This window comes from Halomonas profundus, from assembly GCF_020865425.1.
Lineage (GTDB): Bacteria > Pseudomonadota > Gammaproteobacteria > Pseudomonadales > Halomonadaceae > Vreelandella > Vreelandella titanicae.
The window spans coordinates 952,093-975,973 of the sequence record NZ_CP086344.1 but is presented as its reverse complement, the minus strand read 5'-3'; the positions used below and the strand labels follow the sequence as shown (position 1 = coordinate 975,973).

Genomic DNA, 23,881 nt, shown 5'->3' with positions numbered 1-23,881 from the left:
AAGCGTACATCACACTCTATTAGTGTGGCACAGCGATATCTACCAGGTGAGTAGGCGGCAATAAATCAAGGCTTGCCTTCATGGTACGCACCTCCTCTGCTGGTGGGCGGCCAAAGAAGCGCTTGAATTCACGACTAAACTGGGAGGGGCTTTCATAGCCCACTCGGCTAGCGGCCGCGGCAGCCGTCAACCCATCACGTATCATTAACAGCCGAGCATGGTGCAAGCGGGTGGATTTAATGTACTGGATAGGTGAGGTCTGGGTGACCGCCTTGAAGTGTACGTGAAAGGCTGGCGCACTCATGCCAGCTTCATTCGCCAGGCTTGCTACTTCCAGCGCATCGGCATAGTTAGCATGAATACGGTTGAGCGCCTTAGCAATTTTACCAAATTGCCCATAATGGGAGAGCGCTGTTCGAACACTGCCGCCCTGCTCTCCCGTCAATACCCGATAGCAGATCTCCCTGACAATAAAAGGGGCAAGAATATGCGCATCCGTTGGTGAGGTAAGCGCATTCAATAAACGTAATGTCGCATCTGCCAGCGGCTCTTCCAGCAGGCTTGAAAGCATGCCGCGCGGCGCCTCAAACCCATACTCGCCTGACGCCTCCAACATCGTCACCAATTCGGCGATTACCACCGCATCCAGGCGGATAGCAATACCCAGCATTGGCTCGTCAGGGCTGGCTTCTGTTTCCGAAGTAAACGGCAAGGGTACTGATAGCACCAAATAGCGCTGCGCATCGTAGATATACACCTCATCTCCCAAATAGCCACGCTTTCGGCCTTGGCAGATGATGACGATACTCGGCTCGTAGAGCACAGAGGTGTTTTTAAGCGGGCGATTGGAACGCATAAAGCGTACGCCGTCCAATAGCGACTGGGTATACCCCTCGTGTGGTGCGAGTTGGTATAAGCATTCGACGATATTGCTGTAAACCACAGAATCGCTCTTCAGTGTCATGTTAACCACCTTGGTCATGCGTGCCGCACCTGAATCAACCCTAAGAGCCAATAACACCATAAGAGCAATATACATGCTGTGTTGCTTGCCTCGCCGCCCACCTTTAACAAACAAATAGGATTAGGCAAGCATGCAATAGGATCGCCTATACAGATGCCAGCCGCAGCAGCTTAATCTTCTCTGGGTACCCACCACCCTTAGGATTATCCAATGACTGCTTTAACAACCCCATCTTCCAAAGTCGTTTTACTGACCGGTGCCAGCAGCGGCATCGGTGAAGCCACTGCTCGCTGGCTTGCAGGTCAAGGGCACCGTTTGATTATTGGCGCACGCCGAACTGATCGGTTGGAAGCATTGACCCACTCCCTTCGCGAAGAGGGCGGCAGCGTGGATTTCCAGGCGCTGGATGTCACCGACCTTAAAGACATGCAGGCGTTTGCGGATTTCGCGATCAAAACCCACGGCCGCATAGATGTCATCGTCAACAACGCGGGCGTCATGCCCCTATCGCCTTTGGCAGCGCTCAAAGTAGATGAGTGGAACCGCATGATCGATGTCAACATTCGCGGCGTACTCAATGGTATCGCCGCTGTTCTGCCTACTATGCAGGCCCAGGAAAGTGGCCAGGTGATCAACATCTCCTCCATCGGTGGCCTCACTGTTATGCCCACCGCAGCAGTCTATTGCGCCACTAAATATGCGGTGCGCGCTATTTCCGATGGGCTACGTCAGGAAACCGACAAGATACGCGTGACCTGTGTCTACCCCGGGGTAGTGGAGTCAGAACTGGCCAATACCATCACCGACTCTGAAACCGCAAAGGCAATCGACCTTTTCCGCCAAATTGCCCTCAAGCCCGAAGCGATCGCCTCCGCCATTGCGCATGCCATCAACCAGCCCGATGACGTAGATACCAGCGATATCGTCGTACGGCCTACAGCGAGTCACTAACTGCGCGTCAGGTGCTGTCCGAGCTTTTGGCCAAACGTAAACATTAGCCCGAGCGACATTCATGTAAGAAAACAAGCTTCCCATTTACTGGAAACGTGCCCTGATGGTCGCTGGCATTATCACTACTTTCCAGCGACCACCTCTAATAGAGGCTCTCACTGCGCCCCATAGGCAAGACAATCCAGAAAGGCTTTGACACGCGCTACAATTCATGACAATGTAGCGCCAGTTGGTTAGCAAGCAAGCATGGTTTCAGAAGTGTACGAAAAAGATTTAGAAATGTACGAGATAGACGTGTACAAAATCTTTCGGCAAGACTGTAATTGTATTCCTTGTTTTATCCGCTATTAATCTGGGTGATACCAGGAACTTTACAAAGCGCTTTGCGCGAAAGGATTTTTACTATGTCTACTGGCACAGTTAAGTGGTTCAACGATACTAAAGGCTTCGGTTTTATTGCTCCTTCTGACGGCGGCGATGACCTGTTTGCCCATTTCTCTGAAATTCAAGCAGACGGCTTCAAAACCCTGCAAGAAGGCGCTAACGTTTCTTTTGACGTTACCCAGGGTAAGAAAGGCCTCCAAGCTTCAAACATCAAGCAAATTTCCTAAGCCCTAGCGCTTAAGAATTTGCTCGAACCTTCTAAGGTTCGGATAACAAGGCCCGCTTATGCGGGCCTTGTTGCGTTTGGGCATATTAAAACTGCGCGTTTAGAGCAGACTAAAGGGAAGCTGCGTTTGCACTACCCTTCTATATTCGCATGTACATCACTATTCGCACATCCACCGTCACCACCAGCACCTCAAGTGCCGCTGCTCGATCACGCCCCTCAGCGCTGGCTCGGTAAAGATGCGGCGTCATCGCCAACAGATCGGCAATTTCCTCACTTCCATTTAGTGCAATTGAGTAGCTTACCCTCTCGCTGCCATGGTGAATAAAGCCATCGGGCACTACCGTCTCACTCGCACGTTCAGCTTTTAACGTGGGGTAGATAATCTCCCGCAGCTCCCTCAAGTGATTAGGCCCCGCTTCAACCTGCAGTAGTACGCCACCGGTTTTCAACACACGAGCAAACTCGCTTACCACTGGAAAGCCAAACATGCACAGCACGCTATCCAACGTTCCCGTCTGCACCGGCAAGTGTGCATTACTCCCCACGACCCAGCTGCTTAGCGGTGCCTGCTTAGCATCCTGTTTTGCTGCGGCCAATACCGCCCATTTAGAGATATCCAGCCCCATCAGTGAAAGTGGCTGCGCGTTAGTCGCCGCGTCAGCTAATTGGCGAAGGTAATAACCTTCACCGCAGCCCGCATCCAGGCAGCTAAAAGGCAGTCTGTCTGCCTTTTGAACCTCGGCATGGCCCAACACAGCATGACGGACTGCCTCCGCAATGGGTTGATAGTACCCCGCGTTAAGAAAACGCTGGCGAGCAGCTACCATCGCCTTGCTATCCCCCGGATCGTGGGAACGCTTTTGCTGCACAGGCAGTAAATTAACGTAGCCCTGCTTAGCAATATCAAAGCTGTGGCCATCAGAGCATCGCCAAACACTAGCCGACCAACTGAGTGGTTTTCCGTCTAGCGGGCACGCCAGTGCTTGAAAAGGGGTGATGCTCATATCGGTGTCTTCGCAAAGGTAGATGGGTGCATGCGTTTAGCGAGTCACCAGAATGATGCCAACTAAAATAACGCCACCGCCGATTATAAAATTAATACTCAGCGGCTCATTGAGCAGCAGTGTACCAAACAGAATACCGAAAAGCGGCGCCAAGAAAGAAAACACGCCTAACTGCGAAGCGCGGTAGCGGCGCAGCAAGGTAAACCATAACAGCAGCGCAGCAAACGAAATGATCAGCGTCTGAAAGCCAAGGCTGGCTAACGCCATTGGGGTAAACTGCGCGCTCATTAGCTGCCCGGATATAGCCGCCAACGGCAGGAGCAACAACGCCGTCACGCTCAATTGATAGCTCAGAGTGAGCTCTGCTGGCGCCTCAGAAAGCGAAGTCTTGCGGATCACAACGGTCGTGGCCGCCCATGAGAGGCCAGCGAGCAAGCCCAGCGTATCCCCAATAAGAATCTCGATGCTGTAAGCACCGCTTGGCGCCATGGCAATCACCATTCCCAGAAATGCCAAGCCAACGCCCCACCACTGGCGAATGGAGAGTTGCTCGCCAGGTACCCAAAGATGCAAACCCAGGGCAGCGAAGATGGGCGCAGTATACAGAAAGACCGACATGTGGGACGCCAAGGTATAGGTTAATCCCCAGGCGATAAAAGCGAACTCAGCCGCAAACCCCAGGCCCACCAGCAACCCAGGGCCCCAATGATGACCCACATCCGCCCAGCGAATACCGCGCCAATAAGCCAGCCCGCCGACCAGACACACCGCCAAGGCTGAGCGCAGAGCCATCTGCACCACGGGTGAGATATCCTCAGCCACACCCTTGATCGCTACCTGCTGAAAACCCAACACCAGGCAAAATAGCAGCATCAACGATGCTGCCGTTGCGTCCACTGATTTTCGCTGCGTTCGACCAACCATGCAGACAGTGTGGTTGGTGGCGGCTATTCTTTGATTACTCATTGCGGGCTCCTATAACATATAGGTGCCCATTGCAGCAGTAAGCGTCATTGCATACAAACGATTACTTATCGGCCCTAGGCTTAGGAAAACTCACGCTATGAGAATAGAAAGGCTACCGCTGAATGCATTGCGCGCGTTTGCCGAAGCCGTGCGAGAAAATAGCTTCAAAGCCGCCGCTTATCGCCTTGGGGTGACGCCTGGCGCCGTTAGCCGACAGATCAAACAGTTGGAAGATCACTTAGGCGTGGTGCTGTTTGAGCGTCATGCCAATGGGGTATGCGTTACCGAAGCAGGCCGGGTACTGGCTGAAGATGTGCAGGCAGGCCTTTTGCGCATCGCCAGCGGCGTACAAAACGTCACCGAGCGCTCAGAAGAGGCCTTTCGATTGCTACTGAGTGCACCACCCTCCTTTCTACAACTCTGGCTACTCCCCCGCTTACCCCACTTTGAAGCTAATGAACGGCAAATAGAAATCTCTCTGGATGCCGAGGCGCGCTTAACGCCACCGCTGTGGTTGCCCAACAGGGCACGCTTATCATTGCGCTATGGCCAGGGCCCTTGGCCCGGTGTCACCAGCCTGCGCCTGTTTGAAGACACGTTATTTCCGGTTTGTTCGCCCTCTCTATTAGCGCAGGCAAACATGCAAACCCCCGACGATTTGCTGGCACAGACACTGCTCACCGTGGATTGGTGCAGCCACGCAGGCCACCCCATTCCAAGCTGGAGCGATTGGTTTAAAAGCGCCGGGGTAGCGCTAAACAAGATGCCCAACCAGCGGCAATACTCGCTTTACAGCTTGGCTCTCGATCAGGCCATTGCCGGGCAAGGCGTGGTACTCGCCAGCTACCCATTGGTGGCTGACCGGCTAGCGAGCGGTGTTTTGGTACGCCCCTTCGCGGAACACTATCCACTCGCTTCTCCGTTCGCCTACGAACTGATTCTGCCTAGTGATGGAAAAACGCCACCAGCGGTAGCACGCTTCGTCGAGTGGCTAGAACAAGAGGCCACTCTCTTCCGGAACACATCTACGTAGCGTTGGGAGCTATTTGGCCACCCCGCTTGTAATCCTGAAACAGCCCATACTGCCACTGCCGTACCGCCAGCACAGAGGTCGTGCCAAACCGCTGATGGATCGGCAGCCCGCTCTCCCGTTCGCATAGCGCATGAAACTCTTTCGCCAGGCGCTGCATGGTCTGCTGCCATTCAGCATTACCCGCAGAAGATAATAGGCCATTGAGGACAATGAGCTTTTCGCTGTCACTATCAAAACGGGAACGGAAAAACTCGTTGGCGATATGCTGTTGAAAGAAACGCTGTATCGGCCCATCCGCCCGCCAGCGGAAATTAGCAGCGACCCGCCGCCGGATCCGGTTATCGGGAAGTAGCTCTACAAGCTTAAGCCGCTCAAGCTTCAGTAACTGCCGGATACATTCTGCTTCACTGAGCTGGTACTGGTGATGAATTTCGTCGAAGCTATAGCCATTGATGACGCAGACAGCCACCAGAAACAGCTCACGGTCATCCACAATACTCTGCTCTTGGCCATGGGTTAGCTCCTGCAAACGCTGCTCGTCCGCTTGCATGGTCTGCACCAGTTCAGCGAATTCGATATTTAGCTGGTCGCAGATGCACTCTAACCGCGATAGCGTAAAGTGTTTTTCAGCAAACAGGCGCTTCACGGAGGCCTCGCTCAGTGCCAACCACTGAGCAACATCGGCATAGGTTTTACCCTGAGCGCGGAGCTGGCGCTTTAGCGTTTCAATCAGCGAATCGGCTTGGGACATTGAAATCTCATCAGTGAAATGAAAGAACAGACAACATAAAAGTAGCAAATAACGATACCAACCAGCACCCATAACACAACTTTGTGCAAATGAGTTGCAACCAGTAAGCCTCACAGAGAAAGTGCTACGACTTCCAGGGATTAAGAAGGCTAAACAACGATGCATCGACTACTGCACTTGAAGGGCGCTTTGCCCTATTTGATCGCTATTTTTCTCAATGCCTTTGTGGATCTGGGGCACAAGATCGTCATTCAGAACACGATCTTCAAAAGTTACGATGGCGAAGCACAGATCGTGCTCACCGCACTGGTCAACGGACTTATCCTGCTGCCGTTTATTTTACTGTTCAGCCCGGCGGGCCATGTGGCTGACAGCTATCCCAAGGTACGTGTTCTGCGCACATCGGCCTGGGCCGCCGTCGTGGTCTCGCTGGGCATCACCGCCGCTTACTACCAGGGCTGGTTCTGGCTGGCATTTTCCATGACGCTGCTGCTGGCGATTCAATCAGCCTTTTACTCACCGGCCAAATACGGCCTGGTAAAAGGGCTATTCGGCAAGCCGCGCTTGGCGGAAGCCAACGGGCTGATCCAGGCCGTCACGATTGGAGCCATTCTGGCGGGCACCGTGGCGTTTACCGCACTGTTTGAAACCTGGATTACCCCTGATGATCAAACCCCAGCACAGCTGTTGCGCCAAATAGCCCCTCTGGGCTGGCTGCTGGTGCTCAATAGCGCCATCCAGGTCGTAACGCTTTACCGCCTTCCGCTTGATGCATCCAATCGATCAGAGTCGCCGCTGACCTGGCAGCGCTACATCAAGGGTGCTGCCTTGAAAGACAACCTGAGAATTATCGCTCGCCAGCCTGTCATCAGGCTCTCCATTATCGGCCTTGCCACCTTTTGGTCAGTGGGCCAAGTGCTGCTGGCGGCCTTTCCTGCTTATGCCAAAGATGCCCTGAGTATCGATAACACCTTAGTGCTTCAGGGAATTCTCGCCGCTAGCGGCATCGGAATTGCGCTTGGCTCGCTATTCGCCAGCAAACTTTCCCACAACCGTATTGAAACCGGCTTGATCCCCGTAGGCGCTATTGGGGTGGCCGTGGGTTTATGGTGCTTGCCGCTGTTGACCACACCCGTTGGCCAAGCGCTGAACTTTGTGTTCATCGGCATCATGGGTGGGCTGTTCATCGTGCCGCTCAATGCGCTGATTCAGTTTCACGCCGCCGATAACGAGCTAGGCACCGTGCTGGCCGCTAATAACTGGATTCAAAACATCGCCATGATGGGCTTTTTGGTGCTCACGGCGCTGTTCGCGTTGGCGGGAGTGAATAGCCACTACCTGCTGCTACTGATCGCTACCGTGGCCATGGTGGGCGGTGGTTACACCATTGTTAAGCTGCCCCAAAGCTTGGTGCGCTTTCTGTTGAGCTTCCTGCTGACACGCCGCTATCGTGTAGACGTCCATGGCTTGCAGAACCTGCCCGCCCAGGGCGGCGTACTGCTATTGGGCAACCATATCAGCTGGGTGGATTGGGCCATGGTACAAATCGCCAGCCCCCGCCCAGTGCGCTTTGTAATGCTCAGATCGGTTTACCAGCGTTGGTACCTGCGCTGGTTCTTCAAAGCCTTGGGGTGTATTCCCATCGAGCGCGGCAGCGGTGCCGAAAAGGCCTTGGCCGATGTCGCTGAACAGCTCAACGCAGGCGAGGTAGTGTGCCTGTTTCCTGAAGGGGCGATCAGCCGCACTGGTCAACTGGGCGAATTCCATCGTGGCTATGAACGCGCCTGTGAGATGGCGAATCCAGACGTCAAAATTGTGCCTTTTTATCTACGTGGGCTGTGGGGCAGCCAGTTCTCCCGCTCATCCAGCAAGCTTAAAGAATTGCGCAATTCGCCATTCCACCGCTCGGTAGTGGTCGCTTTTGGCAAGCCGCTGCCCAAAGACACCTCTGCCGATGTGCTTAAACGGCGTATTTTTGAGCAGGCTACCCGCTCTTGGCAGCGGGCCATGGGCGAGCTCCCGAGCCTGCCTAACGCCTGGATTCAAAGCGTTAAGCGCCGTCCTAGCGACCTTGCCTTAGCTGATACCCTGGGCCGCCCACTCAACGCAAGCCAAGCGCTCACCGCCAGCCTGCTGATGGCAAAACGACTTCGCAAGCTCAACCCAGGGCAGAACGTTGGCCTACTGCTACCAACTAGCAGCGCCGGGGTTATCACTAATATGGCCACGCTGCTGGCGGGTAAAACGGTAGTGAACCTTAATTACACCGCCGACCACGAGGCGCTGACCTCTGCCCTTTCCCAGGCGGAAATCGCTACCGTATTCACCTCACAGCGCTTTGTGAAGAAGCTTGAGCAACGCGGGCTCGACGTTAGCCAATTGCTTCGCGAGAAACAGGTGGTCTTTTTAGAAGACCTGCAGGCCACGATTGGCCGTGGCGAACGCTTGAGTACCTGGCTGGCGGTGAGAATACTGCCGACTTGGCTGCTACAGCGCTGCTTCTGCCACGGCCACGATGCCGACGCCACCGCCGCCATCCTGTTCTCCAGCGGAAGTGAAGGCGAACCCAAGGGCGTGATGTTGAGCCACCGCAACCTGATGGCCAATATCAAGCAGACCTCTGACGTGCTCAACACCCAGAGCAACGACGTTGTAATGGGCTCACTGCCGCTGTTCCACGCCTTTGGCCTTACGGTCACCCAGCTGCTACCGCTGATTGAAGGGCTGCCGTTGGTGTGCCACGCCGACCCCACCGATGCCCCCGGCATTGCGGGCGCTATTGCCAAGCACAAAGCCACTATCATGTTCGGCACCTCCAGCTTTTTAAGACTGTTTATACGCAGCTCAAAGGTGCATCCGTTAATGCTGGAGAGCTTGAGGGTGGTGGTTGCCGGAGCTGAGAAGCTCGACGAAAACGTGCGTAGCAGCTTTGCGCTAAAATTCCACAAGCCTATTTATGAAGGCTACGGTGCCACGGAAATCGCCCCAGTCGCCTCAGTGAATCTGCCCGACGCCATGGGCGTTCACTATCAACAGGTGCAGCGGGGCAGCAAAGCAGGCACCGTCGGTATGCCTTTGCCCGGCACCAGCTTCAAAATCGTCGACCCTGACAGCTTTGAAGAGCTGCCGACCGGTGAGGCCGGTATGATATTGATTAGCGGCCCGCAAATAATGCAGGGCTATCTCAATGACCCCAACCGCACGGCCAAGGCACTCCACGTGATCGATGGCCACCGCTGGTACATAACAGGGGATAAAGGCTTTCTCGATGAAGATGGCTTCTTAACCCTGCTTGACCGCTACGCTCGCTTTGCCAACATAGGCGGTGAAATGATCAGTCTCAGTGCCGTTGAAACGGCGGTTAAGGCGGCTCTGGAGGATACAGACACCGCGCTGATGGCAGTGAGTATTCCCGATAGCCGCAAGGGCGAGCGCATTGTGCTGCTTTCAGAAACAGCGTTAGACGCCAAAACCGTCAAGGCCACTATGCTCGCTAACGGTACGCCACCCATGATGATCCCCAGCCATTGGTTTACGGTAGAGACCATCCCTCACCTTGGCTCTGGAAAAGCGGACTTTGCAGGGGCGAAACGTTTGGCCAAAGAACTGATAGAGGAAGAACTGAAGCATTAAAAGCTGATGTTGGAATGAGATACTGTACAGCAAAGCCCAAACTCAATGTGCGCTGTGCAGTATCGCGCTCTTCTTAATAAATCAGTTCTAAAATCAGCAGGCCGCTTAGCTTAGCCATTGCTCAATCAGCAGCATGACTCCATACCTGATATTACATCTTCAGCGCCACTTGACCTCAAGTTAACTTTAGGTTTTAGGCTACCTTAGTCGGAAAAAAACCACTGGAGCTCTTATGCGCTTATTCAGAGTCGTTAGTAAAACTATTTGGGATCAAACTCAGCAACTTGGCTATGTACCCCGCTGCGGAAACGATCATAAGCTCGACTGCGTTCATTTGAATGTTGAAGAAGCTGTTCTTTTTATCGCCAACAAATACTTCGTCTATGCAGAAGCACCGTTGGTGTTAGAGATTGATGATGCGCTATTTAGCGACCGTATTGAGTGGTTGCCACCCAGTGACGAGCAGCCCTGGCTGCAGCCGAGAGCACATATCGACAACCTGCCCCAAGCAGCCATCATCACCGCCACACCTCTTAGCTACCAAGAGGGGCTTTTTGGGTGGGGAGAAAATATCTAGAAGATTATGCGGAATATAAGGGAAATCAAAAGCAGATATCCGCTTACCAATACACCCTCTTTCGCACCAAAAAGGAGATCCCCCTAGAAATGCGCACTAAGTTGGACGTTTTTATCAGTGCGTGTTTCCTTAAAATCATGTATAAACTTTTACTTATATAATAAAAACAAAGGGTTAATTTAATTTGGCACATCACCTGCATACGTTCAGATATTACGTATATTGGCCGGATAATTAGAGCCCTGAAGATTAATTCAACGCAGCGCCTGCTGCAGTAGGACGACATCACGTTACTGAAAGGACTCTACTTGCCTGCCTATGACTTCATAGTGAGGTAGCAATGTCATTCAATCCAGAAGGTGTAACGCGTCGATCTTTTTTAGGCATGGTGGGCGCGGTGGCGGGAGCTGCGGCCATGTATTCCGCAATGAGCACAATGGGCTTTGCATCTCAGTCTAATTGGCGAGGGCGCTTAAACCTACAGGGAGCCCCTGACAATACCAATATATTAATCTTAGGGGCTGGCTTAGCCGGTATGACGGCAGCCTTTGAACTGCGCAACGCTGGTTATAATGTCAAAGTGCTGGAGTATCGCGATAAAGCAGGTGGCCGCTGCTGGACGTTACGCGGTGGAGATAGCTACACCGAGTTAGGCGGTTTTACCCAGCATATCGATTTTGCTGAAGGCAACTACTTAAATCCTGGCCCATGGCGAATCCCTTCGGATCACTTCGCCGTATTGGATTACTGCAAACGCTTTGGAGTGAAACTAGAACCCTTTATTCAGGTCAATTACAACGCTTACTTACACGACTCAGAAGCCTTTGATGCTCAGCCTCAACGCTTCAAGGAAGTGGCCACCGATTTCAGAGGTCACGTTGCAGAGCTACTTGCCAAAGTCGTTGATCAACAGGGGCTAGATGAGGCAGTTAGTGTTGAAGATGCAGAAAAGCTCGTTGCCGCACTTAAACGCTATGGCGCATTAAATGACAACCTAGATTATATAACGGGCAGCGAGTCCTCCACTTTCCGAGGTTGGAGTCACCCTGAAGGCGGCGGTGTTGATGGAAAGCCTGAGCCATCTCAGGTCAACTCACTCTCAGAAATACTAAACTCAACGTTATGGCGTAACCTTACCACTGGCGATAATTTGCACATGCAGTCCACCATTTTCCAGCCGGTGGGTGGAATGGACATGATTGCAAAAGGGTTTGAAGAACAGGTTGGCGAGCTGATTACCTACAACGCGAAAGTGACTCGCATACGCCACGAAGGCGACCAAGTAACCGCCTCTTGGATATCTGCCGATAGTGGTAGCAATGAGCAGACAGAAACGGCCGATTACTGTATCTGCACCATTCCGTTTTCCGTGCTTAGCCAGATTGACCATGACTTTTCACCTCGCATGAGCAAGATCATTGATTCAATGCCCTATGCATCAGCCTTCAAGGCTGGAATTGAGTTTAAGCGGCGCTTCTGGGAAGAGGACGAACATATCTATGGCGGCATTAGCTATACCAATCTTCCCATTACTTTAATTTCTTACCCCCCCTACAACATGTTTAGCGATGGCCCAGGAGTCCTTTTAGCGGCTTACCCCTGGGGCGCCTACGCCTATCAATTTAACGCCCTCTCCCCCGAAGAACGTATCGACAAAGTGATGGAATACGGTTCGCAGATTCACCCTCAATATTACGATGAGTTCAAAACCGGCGCTTCAGTCGCATGGCATCGTGTTCCATGGACCTTAGGCTGCTATGGCCTGTGGCAAGACCGTGAAGCGGACTACCAGGATGCCACTGCAATGGATGGACGAACGCTAATGGCAGGTGAGCATATTTCGTATCTACCTGCGTGGATGGAAGGGGCCGTACTCTCCGCTCTGGATACAGTCGAACGCCTACATACCACCATTACTGAGATTTGAGGAGTCTGTGATTATGAAAATGCTATTCACATCAATGGCAGCACTCTTTCTCTCAATGCCGGCCATCGCCCAGGAGACCTCTATTGATATCACCACTTGGTTCGATGACCCTTCTACGTTAACTCAAACCGACGGGGCTTCCATCTATGCGGGCGTTTGCGCCGGTTGTCACATGCCCAATGGGCAAGGCGCCAAAGGGGCAGGAGAATATCCAGCGCTTGCTAACAATCCCAGCTTAATGGCGACCGCTTACCCTATCAGCCTTGTTATTCACGGACATAAAGCCATGCCCCCGCTAGGCGGCTTACTGGATGACGAGCAAGTTGCTTCGGTGGTGAACTTTATCCGCACCAACTTTGGTAATAACTACACTGATAACGAAGCCAGTACAGAACTGGTTAAGAACATGCGCTAAGGCTTTTCGCTAAGCCTTAAGCAACGCAAAACGCGTTCTTACTCCCAAAAGGAAATATATGATGAGTTTTAAAAGCACGATTATTGGCCTAACACTTCTTTCTGCTTATGCGGGCTCGGCTCTTGCTGAAGACATTATTCGCCACCCCATTCCCAATTCAGATTTCCCTATACTGCAGGCGGTTGAAATCCCTTCCGATAGTACAACGGTTTATCTCAGTGGCACTGTTCCTAGCATCATTAATGAAGATGCTGATCCAAATAGTATGGAGGCGTTTGGAACAACCGAAGAACAAACGGTCACGGTTATGAACCGCATTAAGTCGAACCTGGAAGGTCTCGGTTTAGGTGTCGGCGATATCGTCAAAATGCAGGCGTTTCTTGTAGCCCCTGAGGGTGAGACCGTCGATTTCAAAGGCTTCATGGCGGGATATACACAATTCTTTGGCACCGAAGAGCAGCCTAACCTCCCTGTGCGCTCCGCCATGGTCGTCGATGCGCTGGTCAACCCCGGCTGGCTGGTAGAGATCGAAGTTACCGCCGTTAGGCCATAATTTAAACAGCAGGACAGCAAAACAGCCGACTACATTAATGTAGTTGGCTGTTTTGTGATGGCACCGCTAGCAACTATGGGGCTGTTCGCGCTTCTATTTTTAAGGTTTTATCAAATGCTTTGAGAAAAAATCTAGCAGTAGTTGGCAGTGTGCATTCTGCCCAGAGCTACTGGGTATATGATCTTCACCTTCGTAGTAGTGAACTTCTGGGGAGCGACCATGCTCGCGCAGGCGTTGTTCCAGGCGCTTGGTCATTTCCACCGACCACATGCGGTCTTTGGTGCCATGGGAAAGCAGTAGCGGCCCAGGGTAGCGTCCGATTTCGATCGGCGTGGTCGGCAGCAAGCCTTCGTGACTATTACGCCATGTCCAGGCGCGTTTGAAGTGGTTATAGTTTCCCGGACACACAGACGCAGATAATATTATCTGCCCATCAAGGTGTGTGCCATGAGTCAGAAAAAAAGCAATTCGTATACAGCCGAGTTTAAAGAAGCCGCCGTCAAACTAGCGGTGGAATCCGATCAACCGATCGCCCAGTCGGCGCGCGAGTTGGGCGTTAACGTCAACACGCTGCATACTTGGATCGATAAATTCCATGGCAAGCAGACGAGTGATTCGAGTAGTGCGGTTGACGACAAGCACCTATATGAAGAGTTGAAGCAACTCCGGCGTGAGAATGCTCGGCTGAAGGAAGAGCGGGAACTGTTAAAAAAGGCGGCGGCCTTCTTCGCCAAAGAATCGAACTGAGGTACGGCTTCATCGAGGAGCATCGGGGCACGTTCAGCACTGCCCTGATGTGCCGAGTGTTTGAAGTCTCTCGCAGTGGCTATTACGAGTGGCGAACTAGACCGTCCAGCCAGCGAGTCCGGGATGATCAGGCGTTGAAGGCCAGTATTCGTGAACATCATAAAAAAAGCCGCTCAACCTATGGAACACGGCGTATTCAAAAGCAACTGGCTGAAGACGGAGAAACCGTCAGCCGCCGTCGAATCGGTCGATTGATGGGTGAAGAGGGCCTTGAGTGCAAGATGCGGCGCAAGTTCAAAGCGACGACCAATTCAAAGCATAACAAGCCGGTAGCCGCGAACCTGCTGAATCGTAACTTCACGGCATCAGAGCCTGATCAGGCTTATGTCGGTGATATCACCTATATCCCGACACGGGAGGGCTGGCTGTACCTAGCCGTCTTCATTGACCTTTGCTCACGAGCGGTCGTCGGATGGTCCATGGATAGCCGGATGCCGGCAGCGTTGGTGAACGACGCGCTGACCATGGCGATCTTTAAGCGTCGGCCAGCAGCCGGTCTGCTGGTTCACAGTGACCGTGGCAGCCAGTATGCCTCGGATAGTTTCCAGGGCTTGCTCAAGCAGCATGAGTTCAAGTGCAGCATGAGCCGCAAGGGTAACTGTTGGGACAACGCCCCGTCAGAAAGCTTCTTTCATACTCTAAAGACCGAGTTGGTGTATCACGAGGACTTTAAGACGCGAGAGGAAGCGAGGCAGGCGATCTTCGAGTATATCGAGGTATTTTATAATCGGGTGCGGCTGCACTCCAGCAACGACTATATGAGTCCAGCGGACTATGAATCGAGGCTACGTGCAGCCGCTTAAAAAAGTGTCCGGAAAACTGTTGCCAGATCACACTCATGCTGGGCAAGCGCATCAGGGGTAAACAAGCCCACGCACGCACCACCCTGAATATCTCTTGCGGAGGCATACTCAAACGCCTCAACGCCTGCCCCACGCATTGCGCTACCCAATTGCTGACACGGGGCGTAATCAACTGGATGTTTCAGTACCGCAAGGTGGTCGACAAAGAAGCCTGCGTATAGCCTCACTCCCCGTTTAGCGGCATAGTCTACAGAAAAGAGTGTGTGCTCTGAGCGCAGCGAGGCAGTAACGGGATCACCTTCCATGGAGTACCAGAAAACCAGTCGGTAGTAGGCAGATTCAGCGAGAGTGGTAGCAATGCCCTTACCACCGTAGAAAATGCTTGGCTCAAACACACGGCCAAAACGTGACCCCCATTTGAGAGGGGGATACCGAAAAGGGGTTTTTAGAAGATAGTGCAGGTCTCGCTCCTGTTCAGGGTAAGGCGGTTTAGCAGTTTCAAGCAGTGCTTCAAGCATCTCCTGCTCTTCTAACGTGTCGACATAGCTAAGCGTTGCGACTTGCTCCTGACTTTCCACCAGTCGATAAAGGGTTCCGGAAATAGGTTTAATATTTCGCGCGCCGCCACAGGCTTCCCACACACTCACACTTTACCCCGCATACCATCCACGAATCTCAGTACCGCAAACAGCCCCTCCAAACGTGTTACCTGCTCGGCCGGGATGCCACCAGTAACACGATTGGATGTTCGCATAAAATGCTGAATCCATGTTTGGTCGCCTCCGGTAAGAGCGAATAATGCTCGAGCCAAGCGGATAAGCAGCAGAGCTAGTTCACCCTGCTTAGAGTTCGGGTCAAGCTTCAGGCTTTTTTTAAGTTGGGTAATAGTCGTGCGGTGTACGCCTAGCACCTCTGCCAAATCAGACTGCGATAAACCCAATTGCTCAGCAGCACGCAAAACTGCTTTAGCTAGCACCATTTCGGGGGTGGGCTTTGTTTGAGTAAGAGCTGGCATGGCGCACCTCAGAGAGATGGATTTTCATCAATGATAGCAAAAAAGTTCTTTATTCACACACTGAGCACAATTTTCCTATTTATCTAGGTGGCCAGGCGAATGGTTTCATTTAGTGCCGTGCCCCAGCATCGTATAAAGTTTAACTAGCATAGTAGCTAAAAATGACGCTTCCATCGCATTAGAATATTATGGATCATTAGACTTTAGCCGACACCCAGGATATTACTATGCACCAGCCAATCGCTGTTTTCGACGCTGGCATTGGCAGCTATGCCATTGTTGCCGAGATACATAAACGCCTTCCCAAACAGGATATTGTTTATTTCGCTGATCGGGCGAGCTTTCCTTATGGGAGCAAAGGGCGTGAAGAGCTACTCGCTGTCATGCATCGCACACTGCGTTTTCTTGAGGGCTATGCACCCTCTGCCATCGTCATCGCATCGAACGCACCGTCTATCATGGTGCTGGATGATGTTCGCCAAAGCACCTTGGTGCCATTGTTCGGCGTCTACCCGCCCATCGAAGAAGCACTCGCTATGTCGGCGAGCGGCAAGATCGGCATCATGGGGGTGCATTCACTCATCGAAAGCTCGCCGCTCAAGCAGTTCATAGCTCGCCATGCACCCCACCCGGAGAATGTCAGCCTGATCAATGCTTCGTCCATGGTGGAGCTTGTCGAGAATGGCGCCTTTCTATTCGACCCAAAAGCGACGCAGAAAGCGGTCACTGCTTTTATCGACGGCGTCTTCCGGCAGCACCCCGATATCGACACGCTGACACTTTCCAGCACGCATTTACCATGGCTTCGCTCCTTCTTCGAAGCGGCGAGACCCAGTTGCCGATTCCTCGACCCCGCCGAATCTATTGTCGCTGGATTAGGCGATGGCACGCCGGGCACAGGCCAAATTCAAGGTCTGGTGACAGAAAGCGAGGCCTATGATGTTGAGACATTCCGACGTATGTTGCAGCAGTTCGGCATCGATATACCGCTAGAGGTAGTCTAAGCGCCATAAGGCTTTATCAGGTCAAAACGCGTAGTTTTTCCCTGGGTTCTTTAAACGAGTCGGTAGCGATGCCAAACCGTTCCGAAAGCTCGCAGATTTGGCGCCAGTTCAGCTTGCGGCGCCCACTGAGAACTTCAGACACCACTGATTGAGCGCCAACTTCAGGTAGCTCGCTCTGCGCTATCCCATGCTCTTGCATAAGGTAGCGAAGTACCTCACTTCCAGACACCTCAGGCATCGGGCGATGTGCTTCATCATAGGACTCAATGATATCACCCAAGCGATTCGCCAGGCCGACAAGTGGGTGTGTCTCATCGTCACCGACAAGATCAAGAATTTCATCAAGCGCCTCGACCCGGGCATCGTATTCAGCTTCGGAATGTGGATCGCTAAGAAGAGGGGCAAGATAAACCCAGTGTTCCGTCGCTTGCTCAACGAGTGCGTGCATAGTCACTCCTTTTTCCACTTACCCTTGTCATAACAAGACTACTTTATGGGTAAAATACGCGAAAGCGTTATCTGCCGCTGCACAAACACCCTTTATTCAAATGGTTTGACCTCAACACTACCCACTCCCTCCGAGCTTTTTCCTTGCGCCCCTCGGGCGATATCGTTGTGGCTGATAACCACAATTTCACGTGGCCACCACTCTGGATGGTTATCGCGGATAAACGCCAGCAGCTTCTCGCGCACATTCATTTCCGCTGTCCAACCCGCCAAAGGGTCTGAGGTCATGAGGTAACAAGTGACGGTTTGCGCCGTTCCTGTTTGTGCCGTTACGTAGCAGAGCAGCTTATGGTGTTCGATAACGCTGTCTTCTTCTTTGGCGACCTCGATAAATTTCTCTCTTAACAGTCCTATATCGGCGCTTAAGTGAAGCGTCAGCGTCAATGACCGGTACATCTTGGTACTTTTTACCGACAAATTGTCGAATGGCTTAGAAGTAAAATAGGTAACGGGCACAATCAAACGCCGCTCATCCCATGACCTCAACCGGATAAAGGTATAAAAGATACCTTCGACATAGCACCACTCGTCTTCAAAGATCACCAAATCGCCAATGCGAATGGGTTTAGCAAACGATAACTGAAATGAAGCGAGGATATTGCCAAGTACCGTTTGGCCCGCCACACCCACTAATACGGCCAATACACTGGCAGACGCCAGAATCGATAAGCCAAGAGTTTCGAAAAGCTGAACCTGACCCAGTATGTAGATGGACACGCCAGTAACGGTGATCAGAATAATGACCCGGCGCAACGCGTAGAGCGACGTTAGCAGTCTGCGTTCGTCTCTGGGCTTGGTATCATCGATTTCACCCACAATACGCCGCGTTAAACGCAGCATAATGGTATCCACTAAGCGCAACGCAATCGTGCCGACTCCCCAGGCCATAATACTGATTAACAGCACCCGAAAGGTTGTGGTGGCAACCGCAGAAAACGACACCACATAATCCAGCACCATCTGGGTAACCAGCGACATTGCAATCAGCGCCCCAGGCATACCGATTTGGCTGGCAAAAATGCTCGACACTCCTGAAGGTAACCATTTCGACATCAAGCTGATCAGACGGTGAACTCCCCACCCTACGAGCCCGATAAATAGCACAAACAAGGGAATCGCGATCCATTCCCAAATTCTCAGGACGCCAAACGAGGCCTGGAAGCGTTCGGGAATATAGCTTTCCAGAGCTGAGGGGCCGTACTGTTCATACAGCGCCGGAATATAAGACACACTGATAGGCATGATTAGCCAGACTGGCTCCTGGTCACCCACGCGGTATCGACCCAAGCGGATATCGTAGGTTTCGCCATCGGCTTTTAAAGAGGAGACCTCAACGTTGCGACGGGTCTCGCCAACGCGGGGGTTTTGGCCTGCGGGATCTTCAATCACCGCGTCTTCGCGACCGGGCAGATCGGAAACGCTCAACCACTCGCCGCGTTGAAAAATCTCTGCCAGTTGCCGGGCGAGCTCACCCCCTTGCTCGCGTTGCTCATCCTCTGAGAACTCGGAAAGGTTGAGCATATGGGCAGCGGCTGCATACTCTTCCTGGCCCGTGAGGTGCAAAAAACTCCTGATCGATTCTCGCGGTGTTACTCGGTTTGCCTCTTCAGGAGGTTCACCAAGCCCCGTATTTAACGCATCGATAGTAAACCACCGCTCACTTTCGCTCTCTCCTCCTTGAGTTTGTGCCGCGCATAGGTTGGAAAAGGTCAGTGCCATCACCAACAAAACCCATGCGAGCCACGAGCTGTTTGCTTTCATAAATGCCTTATTCATTGAAGTGGGTCAGTTTGACTACCCACCGACCGGCCCTATCGAGCCAGTCCAGCGTCATTACTGGACTATCCATGTCAGTGGAGGAACAAAGTACAGCCTACCTTACTGAATGAAGCAAGACAGAATGCAATAGTGAAAAGTGGAGTGAGAACAGCTCGCCAGATAAAGTAAATTTTACTTAACACTTTCTCCTAACTTAGTTAATTCTGCATTGTATAAAGCCACCAGCAAGGGCTCGCCCTTGGTATTCACCCTAAACTGACCATAACGCGCTGGCTCATAGCGCTCACCGTGCCCCTCCTGAAAGAAAAACGCATCGGTGGCAAAGCGTACCTGACCATTGCGTAGCCGGTAGCGAAGGCGCCGTTCGTCGTCGCGTAAAGAAGTACCTTCATCCAAGCGCTGAAAGTGAGCGATACGCTGTTCATCCAAACGCACCACTACATAGCCGTTAAGAGCTTTCAGCGAGTCTTCATCACGCTCACTCTGATAAAGCGCGCTTTGAATTTGGTTACCCAGCGCAAAGTTTAGCGCCATATAGTCGCCCTGCATCAATGAGCGCGGGTCGACAGGCGCCAGCTCCAGGTAAACAATTTCTCCCTCGGATAAATGACGCTCTTTCTGCCAAACGGCCCAGTTCACCGCCACCAACACAACGACGGTGGTTAACACTATGATCCAGCGATTTCGCTTGGCTTTCAGCATCATTTCCCATGTCCTTCCACAGAGGTCGACGGACTATTTTCCGCTACGCTCAACCACTTGAGCAGCGTCCAACGTAGCGCCAGCAGCCCTCCCCCCAACACCAGCAACGTTAGAGCCTTGGTTAACAGTGTTGCGTCCAGCCAGTAGTAATAGCTGCCAATGCCCATCAGCAGAGAAAGCACTCCAAGCCCCAGCACTAGGCGATGCCCGATCGCGAACCCTAACAGTACGACGACCAAACCTTGGCCCACACTCGGTGCATAAAATGAGACCAACAGCAGCGCTAAAGGACTGAGATACAACCCCCAATGGGTTTTGGAATGAGGGATGGTATAGAGCAGCAACGCCAGAGAGAGTGCCACGAACACGGCGTTCAACCAGGGTGCTGACCATGCAAAAGCGTTAGTGCTCTGTGCGTCAGACCAGAAGGCAAAGGAGTGGCCGCTATGCGCTAATCCCTGCATCACCAGCAGGCCTATCAACAGGCCGTAGCCCCATGCTTGCACATCTTGAATACGGCCAGAACAGCGAAACTCATTCAGCCAGAGCAGCGCCAGTGCCAACAGCACCAATCCACCCGCTGCTGGCGCCATAGCGTTCACTGCCAAAGCCATATAGAGCGCCAAGCTGGCGGCAAAGGCTGAAAAGGTGCGATGTACCTGGCTTGGCATTACCAGCGCCAGTGCGCACTGTAAGGCCAGCAGCGACCACCACAAATAAGTGGACACATTCCAGAACTCGACCAGCGCCCACGCTATTAGCAGTTGCCCGGCTAAGCTAACCGCAAGTGCCAAGTGCTCGAGCACATCACCGCGAGCTTTGCAAAACAGCCCATAAGCCGCGCCGATCATCACAAGCCCCAGGCCCAACGACGCGGCGGGGCTCTCCACCACGAACACCACGCCCATAGCGATAAAGCCGAGCAGAAATAGCGCCGCTAACCAGCCTGAAAAGGCCTGCAGCGCACGTACAAACCAAGGCGTTTGCAACTGCGCTGGGGAGGTAGGCTCGTTTAACGGAATACCCGCTTGGCTCAGCCTAACGCTTAAATCATTAACGTTGTTCGTCACTGGGAAATCTCCCGATGTAGCCGCTTTAGCCATACCACGGCCCCAGCGCCCATCGCCAGTACCGCGATGGTGATCAGCAGCAGACTTCCCTCCTGCCAATCGCCTTCCCAGAGCAACAGCCTGGCAAGCAGCAGTGTGGTCACCGTTAACGCCGAGACACAGCCGCCCGCGATCATAAACAGGTCAGGCCGCCAATAGCGATAAACGCCATACAGCACCGCCAGCCAGAGTGAGTAAATCGCCAGCACTGGCGACCATAAGAGGCCTGCATCGACTATCAACCTCATCGTTAACAGCGTCATAGGCACCCCGCTACCCACCGCCAGCAAGCGTAGTACCCACTGCTGTGACCAGTTCCGACAACGGGCCCCCCATTCCCATGTCGCCAGGGCAAGGGTATTGAGCCCAAACAGCCCCCAAAGCGCGGCATCGCTACTGACCAAAACGCCAAACGGCCCGCCCCAGGTACGAAAATAGAGCCCGACGACCAAATTGAGTAACCCCAGCCACAACACCCAGAGCAGCTCAAAGCGCGCCACCCAGACCCAGGGCAGAGCAAGCAGCGCCCAGGTAAAAAACAGTTGCCAGGGGTCGGCACCGGTTTGGTACACCTGCCCGAACAGCGCTAACAGCACCCCCAACAATAATGTGGCCGAGGTTAGCGCCACACGCTGAACCATCGGGCTGTACTTGGGCCAAATGGCGACAACTACCGCCAGCACCATCGCTGCCTGCACCACGCCAAAGCGCAGCCAACGGCCCATCTCAGCCCAGTTATAAGCGATGAAAAACAGCACCGCGAAGGCCAGCGCCAGTCCGCCTAGCCACAGCAGTAAGCGATCAATAAACAGAGCCCAAGCGCGAGGCGAAGGGTGCAGCCCAGAAGCTTGCACTGCGCGCGTCACCTGTTCAGGCGGTATCACGCCCTGCTCAATCAGTGGTATCAGTTCACGGCGGGTAGATGCCATGGGGGCTCCCTTCTAAACGGCGCAGTGGAAACAAAGTAATCTAGGCTAAGCGCCACGATCACTCCAACTTAGTAAAGCGCAACCGAGCAACCTGCGCAGGCGGCTGGAAGGAGTCGGCTCGGGCATTTTCCCAATAGTGCTTGAATACCGTGTGCTCGCACTTTGCATTGAGCAGTTCATTGGGTTTTAAGAAGGTGAATATCTGATCGTAGGACTGAATCTCGTTTTCCGAGACACGCCGGATAATGTGCTCGGGCCCCAGCTCACTAGGGTGGCTAAGCCCTGCGGCACCTAGCATTTCCGCCAGCGCTTTTAAGGTATTGCGGTGGAAGTGGTAGACCCGCGCTGTTTTATCGACAATGTCCAAATGGCGGCTGCGGTTAGGGTCTTGAGTAGCCACGCCGCTGGGGCATTTGTCGGAATGGCAGTTAAGCGCCTGAATACACCCTAATGAAAACATAAAGCCCCTGGCCGAATTGCACCAATCAGCCCCTAGTGCCATGGTTCGGGCAATGTGAAAACCGGACATAATCTTACCCGCCGCGCCGATACGAATCTCCTCGCGCAGCCCGGCCCCCACCAGGGTATTGTGAACCAGCGTAACGGCTTCTGTTAAAGGCACACCTATACGATTGATAAACTCCAGCGGTGCCGCACCGGTTCCTCCTTCGCCACCGTCCACCACTATAAAATCAGGACGCTCGCCGGTTTCTAGCATTGCCTTAACGATCGCAAACCACTCCCAGGGATGGCCAATCGCCAGCTTGAAGCCGATCGGTTTACCCCCAGAAAGCGAACGCAGGCGGGCAATGAATGCCATCAGTTCCAGCGGCGTCGAGAAAGCTGAATGGGCAGCGGGTGAAATCACGTCCTGGCCCATGGGGACTTCTCGCGCTTCGGCAATTTCGGCAGTTACCTTAGCCGCTGGCAATATACCGCCATGGCCCGGTTTGGCGCCCTGGGAAAGTTTGATTTCGATCATTTTCACCTGATCGGCACTGGCGTTAGCTGCAAAGCGCTCCGCATTAAACGAGCCATCGTCGTTGCGGCAGCCAAAGTAACCAGAGCCTATTTCCCAGACGAGATCACCTCCATGCTTGCGGTGATAGCCGGAAATAGAGCCTTCACCAGTATCGTGATAGAAACCACCTTTACCAGCGCCCGCATTCAGCGCCTCGATAGCGTTGCCCGAAAGCGAACCGAAACTCATGGCCGAAATATTGAAAACACTCGCCAGGTAGGGTTGGCTGCAGCGGCTACCGCCCACCCGAATCCTGAAGTCACTGTTTTCGATAGCCCGGGGAAGTAGCGAGTGGTTGATCCACTCATGCCCCGGCTGATACATATCCAGCAGGGAGCCAAAAGGCTTTTTATCACTCTCATTTTTAGAACGCTGATAGACCACAGCGCGCTGCTCGCGGGAAAATGGTCGTTCGTCAAGATCGGACTGGATAAAATACTGACGTATTTCCGGCCCAATAGACTCTAGAACATAGCGAAAATGGGCCAGAACAGGATAGTTACGGCTCACCGTTCGCCGCGTTTGGCGTAGATCATAAAGCCCCAGCCCAGCGAGCATGCCAAAAATCGCCACGCCCCAAAGCCATGCTAAAGAAAACACCACCCCCACCAGCGAAACCAACAGCAGAATCAGGCAGGCAACAAAGACGGCATTACGCAGAGGAATACGGGTCAATCCCCGGGCTTCGATCATCTGAACACGAACTCCTTATCAACAGTTCACCACAGGGGCGACCAGCTACCCCGACAGGCTCAATTTAAATCGTAAGGGTTTTGTGTAAGTTTTGGCGAACTTACTACACCCATTAATATCGAATG

General features: G+C 53.0%; 23 protein-coding genes. 10 read left to right on the top strand and 13 right to left on the bottom strand.

The features are described from left to right. Positions 1 to 19 precede the first annotated feature (19 nt). Complete coding sequence (locus tag LMS44_RS04595; protein ID WP_039858993.1) at positions 20 to 964, bottom strand: AraC family transcriptional regulator; 945 nt, start codon at positions 962 to 964, stop codon at positions 20 to 22. A 210-nt stretch (positions 965 to 1,174) separates the two neighbouring features. Between LMS44_RS04595 and LMS44_RS04590 the strand changes: the two genes are divergently transcribed. After that, the gene (locus tag LMS44_RS04590; RefSeq protein ID WP_022523629.1) at positions 1,175 to 1,915 is read left to right on the top strand and encodes an SDR family oxidoreductase; all 741 of its coding nucleotides are present in this window, start codon (positions 1,175 to 1,177) and stop codon (positions 1,913 to 1,915) included. A 404-nt stretch (positions 1,916 to 2,319) separates the two neighbouring features. Continuing rightward, complete coding sequence (locus LMS44_RS04585) at positions 2,320 to 2,526, top strand: cold-shock protein (RefSeq protein WP_007111402.1); 207 nt, start codon at positions 2,320 to 2,322, stop codon at positions 2,524 to 2,526. 139 nt (positions 2,527 to 2,665) lie between these two features. Here the strand turns inward: LMS44_RS04585 and LMS44_RS04580 are convergent, their stop codons facing one another. Both LMS44_RS04580 and LMS44_RS04575 read right to left on the bottom strand, forming a co-directional pair. Further along, positions 2,666 to 3,532, bottom strand: a complete 867-nt coding sequence (locus tag LMS44_RS04580; RefSeq protein WP_278370960.1) for a putative RNA methyltransferase — start codon at positions 3,530 to 3,532, stop codon at positions 2,666 to 2,668. A gap of 36 nt (positions 3,533 to 3,568) precedes the next feature. Further along, the gene (locus LMS44_RS04575) at positions 3,569 to 4,498 is read right to left on the bottom strand and encodes a DMT family transporter (RefSeq protein ID WP_027957209.1); all 930 of its coding nucleotides are present in this window, start codon (positions 4,496 to 4,498) and stop codon (positions 3,569 to 3,571) included. A 97-nt stretch (positions 4,499 to 4,595) separates the two neighbouring features. Between LMS44_RS04575 and LMS44_RS04570 the strand changes: the two genes are divergently transcribed. Next, positions 4,596 to 5,531 (top strand): LysR substrate-binding domain-containing protein, encoded by a 936-nt coding sequence (locus LMS44_RS04570; protein WP_278370962.1) that lies wholly within the window; start codon positions 4,596 to 4,598, stop codon positions 5,529 to 5,531. Here the strand turns inward: LMS44_RS04570 and LMS44_RS04565 are convergent. After that, positions 5,524 to 6,282 carry a helix-turn-helix domain-containing protein gene (locus LMS44_RS04565; RefSeq protein WP_027957211.1) on the bottom strand — a complete coding sequence of 253 codons (759 nt, stop codon included), beginning with the start codon at positions 6,280 to 6,282 and terminating at the stop codon, positions 5,524 to 5,526. The genes LMS44_RS04570 and LMS44_RS04565 overlap by 8 nt on opposite strands. A 159-nt stretch (positions 6,283 to 6,441) precedes the next feature. Between LMS44_RS04565 and LMS44_RS04560 the strand changes: the two genes are divergently transcribed. From LMS44_RS04560 to LMS44_RS04540, 5 genes are all read left to right on the top strand, one after another. After that, on the top strand, positions 6,442 to 9,915 hold the full coding sequence (locus LMS44_RS04560) for an acyl-[ACP]--phospholipid O-acyltransferase (RefSeq protein WP_498946955.1): 3,474 nt from the start codon (positions 6,442 to 6,444) through the stop codon (positions 9,913 to 9,915). Between the two features lie 232 nt (positions 9,916 to 10,147). Further along, complete coding sequence (locus LMS44_RS04555; RefSeq protein WP_138799703.1) at positions 10,148 to 10,492, top strand: DUF952 domain-containing protein; 345 nt, start codon at positions 10,148 to 10,150, stop codon at positions 10,490 to 10,492. A 340-nt stretch (positions 10,493 to 10,832) separates the two neighbouring features. After that, on the top strand, positions 10,833 to 12,419 hold the full coding sequence (locus LMS44_RS04550; protein WP_476489055.1) for a flavin monoamine oxidase family protein: 1,587 nt from the start codon (positions 10,833 to 10,835) through the stop codon (positions 12,417 to 12,419). A gap of 13 nt (positions 12,420 to 12,432) precedes the next feature. Next, complete coding sequence (locus tag LMS44_RS04545; protein ID WP_138799702.1) at positions 12,433 to 12,834, top strand: c-type cytochrome; 402 nt, start codon at positions 12,433 to 12,435, stop codon at positions 12,832 to 12,834. A gap of 58 nt (positions 12,835 to 12,892) precedes the next feature. Then, the gene (locus LMS44_RS04540; protein WP_022519607.1) at positions 12,893 to 13,387 is read left to right on the top strand and encodes a RidA family protein; all 495 of its coding nucleotides are present in this window, start codon (positions 12,893 to 12,895) and stop codon (positions 13,385 to 13,387) included. 99 nt (positions 13,388 to 13,486) lie between these two features. Here the strand turns inward: LMS44_RS04540 and LMS44_RS04535 are convergent, their stop codons facing one another. Beyond that, complete coding sequence (locus tag LMS44_RS04535; RefSeq protein ID WP_498946952.1) at positions 13,487 to 13,795, bottom strand: alpha/beta hydrolase family protein; 309 nt, start codon at positions 13,793 to 13,795, stop codon at positions 13,487 to 13,489. A 39-nt stretch (positions 13,796 to 13,834) separates the two neighbouring features. Between LMS44_RS04535 and LMS44_RS04530 the strand changes: the two genes are divergently transcribed. Further along, positions 13,835 to 14,997 (top strand): IS3 family transposase gene (locus LMS44_RS04530; RefSeq protein ID WP_174788252.1). Its coding sequence is split into 2 segments (ribosomal slippage): positions 13,835 to 14,108 and positions 14,108 to 14,997, totalling 1,164 coding nucleotides; the frame shifts between segments, so codons are not numbered across the junction. Here the strand turns inward: LMS44_RS04530 and LMS44_RS04525 are convergent. Next, positions 14,994 to 15,644 (bottom strand): RES family NAD+ phosphorylase, encoded by a 651-nt coding sequence (locus LMS44_RS04525; RefSeq protein ID WP_498946950.1) that lies wholly within the window; start codon positions 15,642 to 15,644, stop codon positions 14,994 to 14,996. The two genes, LMS44_RS04530 and LMS44_RS04525, sit on opposite strands and share 4 nt — an antisense overlap. Next, entirely contained in the window at positions 15,641 to 16,012 is a 372-nt protein-coding gene (locus tag LMS44_RS04520) for an antitoxin Xre-like helix-turn-helix domain-containing protein (protein ID WP_022519610.1), read from the bottom strand. The genes LMS44_RS04525 and LMS44_RS04520 overlap by 4 nt, the downstream gene beginning before the upstream one ends. Positions 16,013 to 16,239: 227 nt before the next feature. Here LMS44_RS04520 and LMS44_RS04515 point away from each other — a divergent pair, with 227 nt between their 5' ends. Continuing rightward, positions 16,240 to 17,016: a glutamate racemase gene (locus tag LMS44_RS04515; RefSeq protein ID WP_022519611.1), complete on the top strand. Its 777-nt coding sequence runs from the start codon at positions 16,240 to 16,242 to the stop codon at positions 17,014 to 17,016. A gap of 16 nt (positions 17,017 to 17,032) precedes the next feature. On the opposite strand, the gene LMS44_RS04510 is transcribed toward LMS44_RS04515, so the two are convergent. The 6 genes from LMS44_RS04510 to LMS44_RS04485 all read right to left on the bottom strand — a co-directional run bounded on the left by LMS44_RS04510 (position 17,033) and on the right by LMS44_RS04485 (position 23,756). Beyond that, complete coding sequence (locus LMS44_RS04510; RefSeq protein ID WP_022519612.1) at positions 17,033 to 17,464, bottom strand: helix-turn-helix domain-containing protein; 432 nt, start codon at positions 17,462 to 17,464, stop codon at positions 17,033 to 17,035. Between the two features lie 92 nt (positions 17,465 to 17,556). Next, positions 17,557 to 19,284: a mechanosensitive ion channel family protein gene (locus LMS44_RS04505; RefSeq protein WP_159176213.1), complete on the bottom strand. Its 1,728-nt coding sequence runs from the start codon at positions 19,282 to 19,284 to the stop codon at positions 17,557 to 17,559. A 189-nt stretch (positions 19,285 to 19,473) separates the two neighbouring features. Beyond that, on the bottom strand, positions 19,474 to 20,007 hold the full coding sequence (locus LMS44_RS04500) for a GDYXXLXY domain-containing protein (protein ID WP_022519614.1): 534 nt from the start codon (positions 20,005 to 20,007) through the stop codon (positions 19,474 to 19,476). Further along, the gene (locus LMS44_RS04495; protein ID WP_278370969.1) at positions 20,004 to 21,074 is read right to left on the bottom strand and encodes a DUF4401 domain-containing protein; all 1,071 of its coding nucleotides are present in this window, start codon (positions 21,072 to 21,074) and stop codon (positions 20,004 to 20,006) included. Before LMS44_RS04495 ends, LMS44_RS04500 begins: the two co-directional genes overlap by 4 nt. Further along, a complete protein-coding gene (locus LMS44_RS04490) occupies positions 21,071 to 22,042 on the bottom strand; it encodes a DUF2157 domain-containing protein (protein ID WP_498946946.1) in 972 nt (323 codons plus the stop codon). The genes LMS44_RS04495 and LMS44_RS04490 overlap by 4 nt, the downstream gene beginning before the upstream one ends. A 58-nt stretch (positions 22,043 to 22,100) precedes the next feature. After that, the gene (locus LMS44_RS04485; RefSeq protein WP_230804677.1) at positions 22,101 to 23,756 is read right to left on the bottom strand and encodes an FMN-binding glutamate synthase family protein; all 1,656 of its coding nucleotides are present in this window, start codon (positions 23,754 to 23,756) and stop codon (positions 22,101 to 22,103) included. Positions 23,757 to 23,881: the final 125 nt, after the last annotated feature.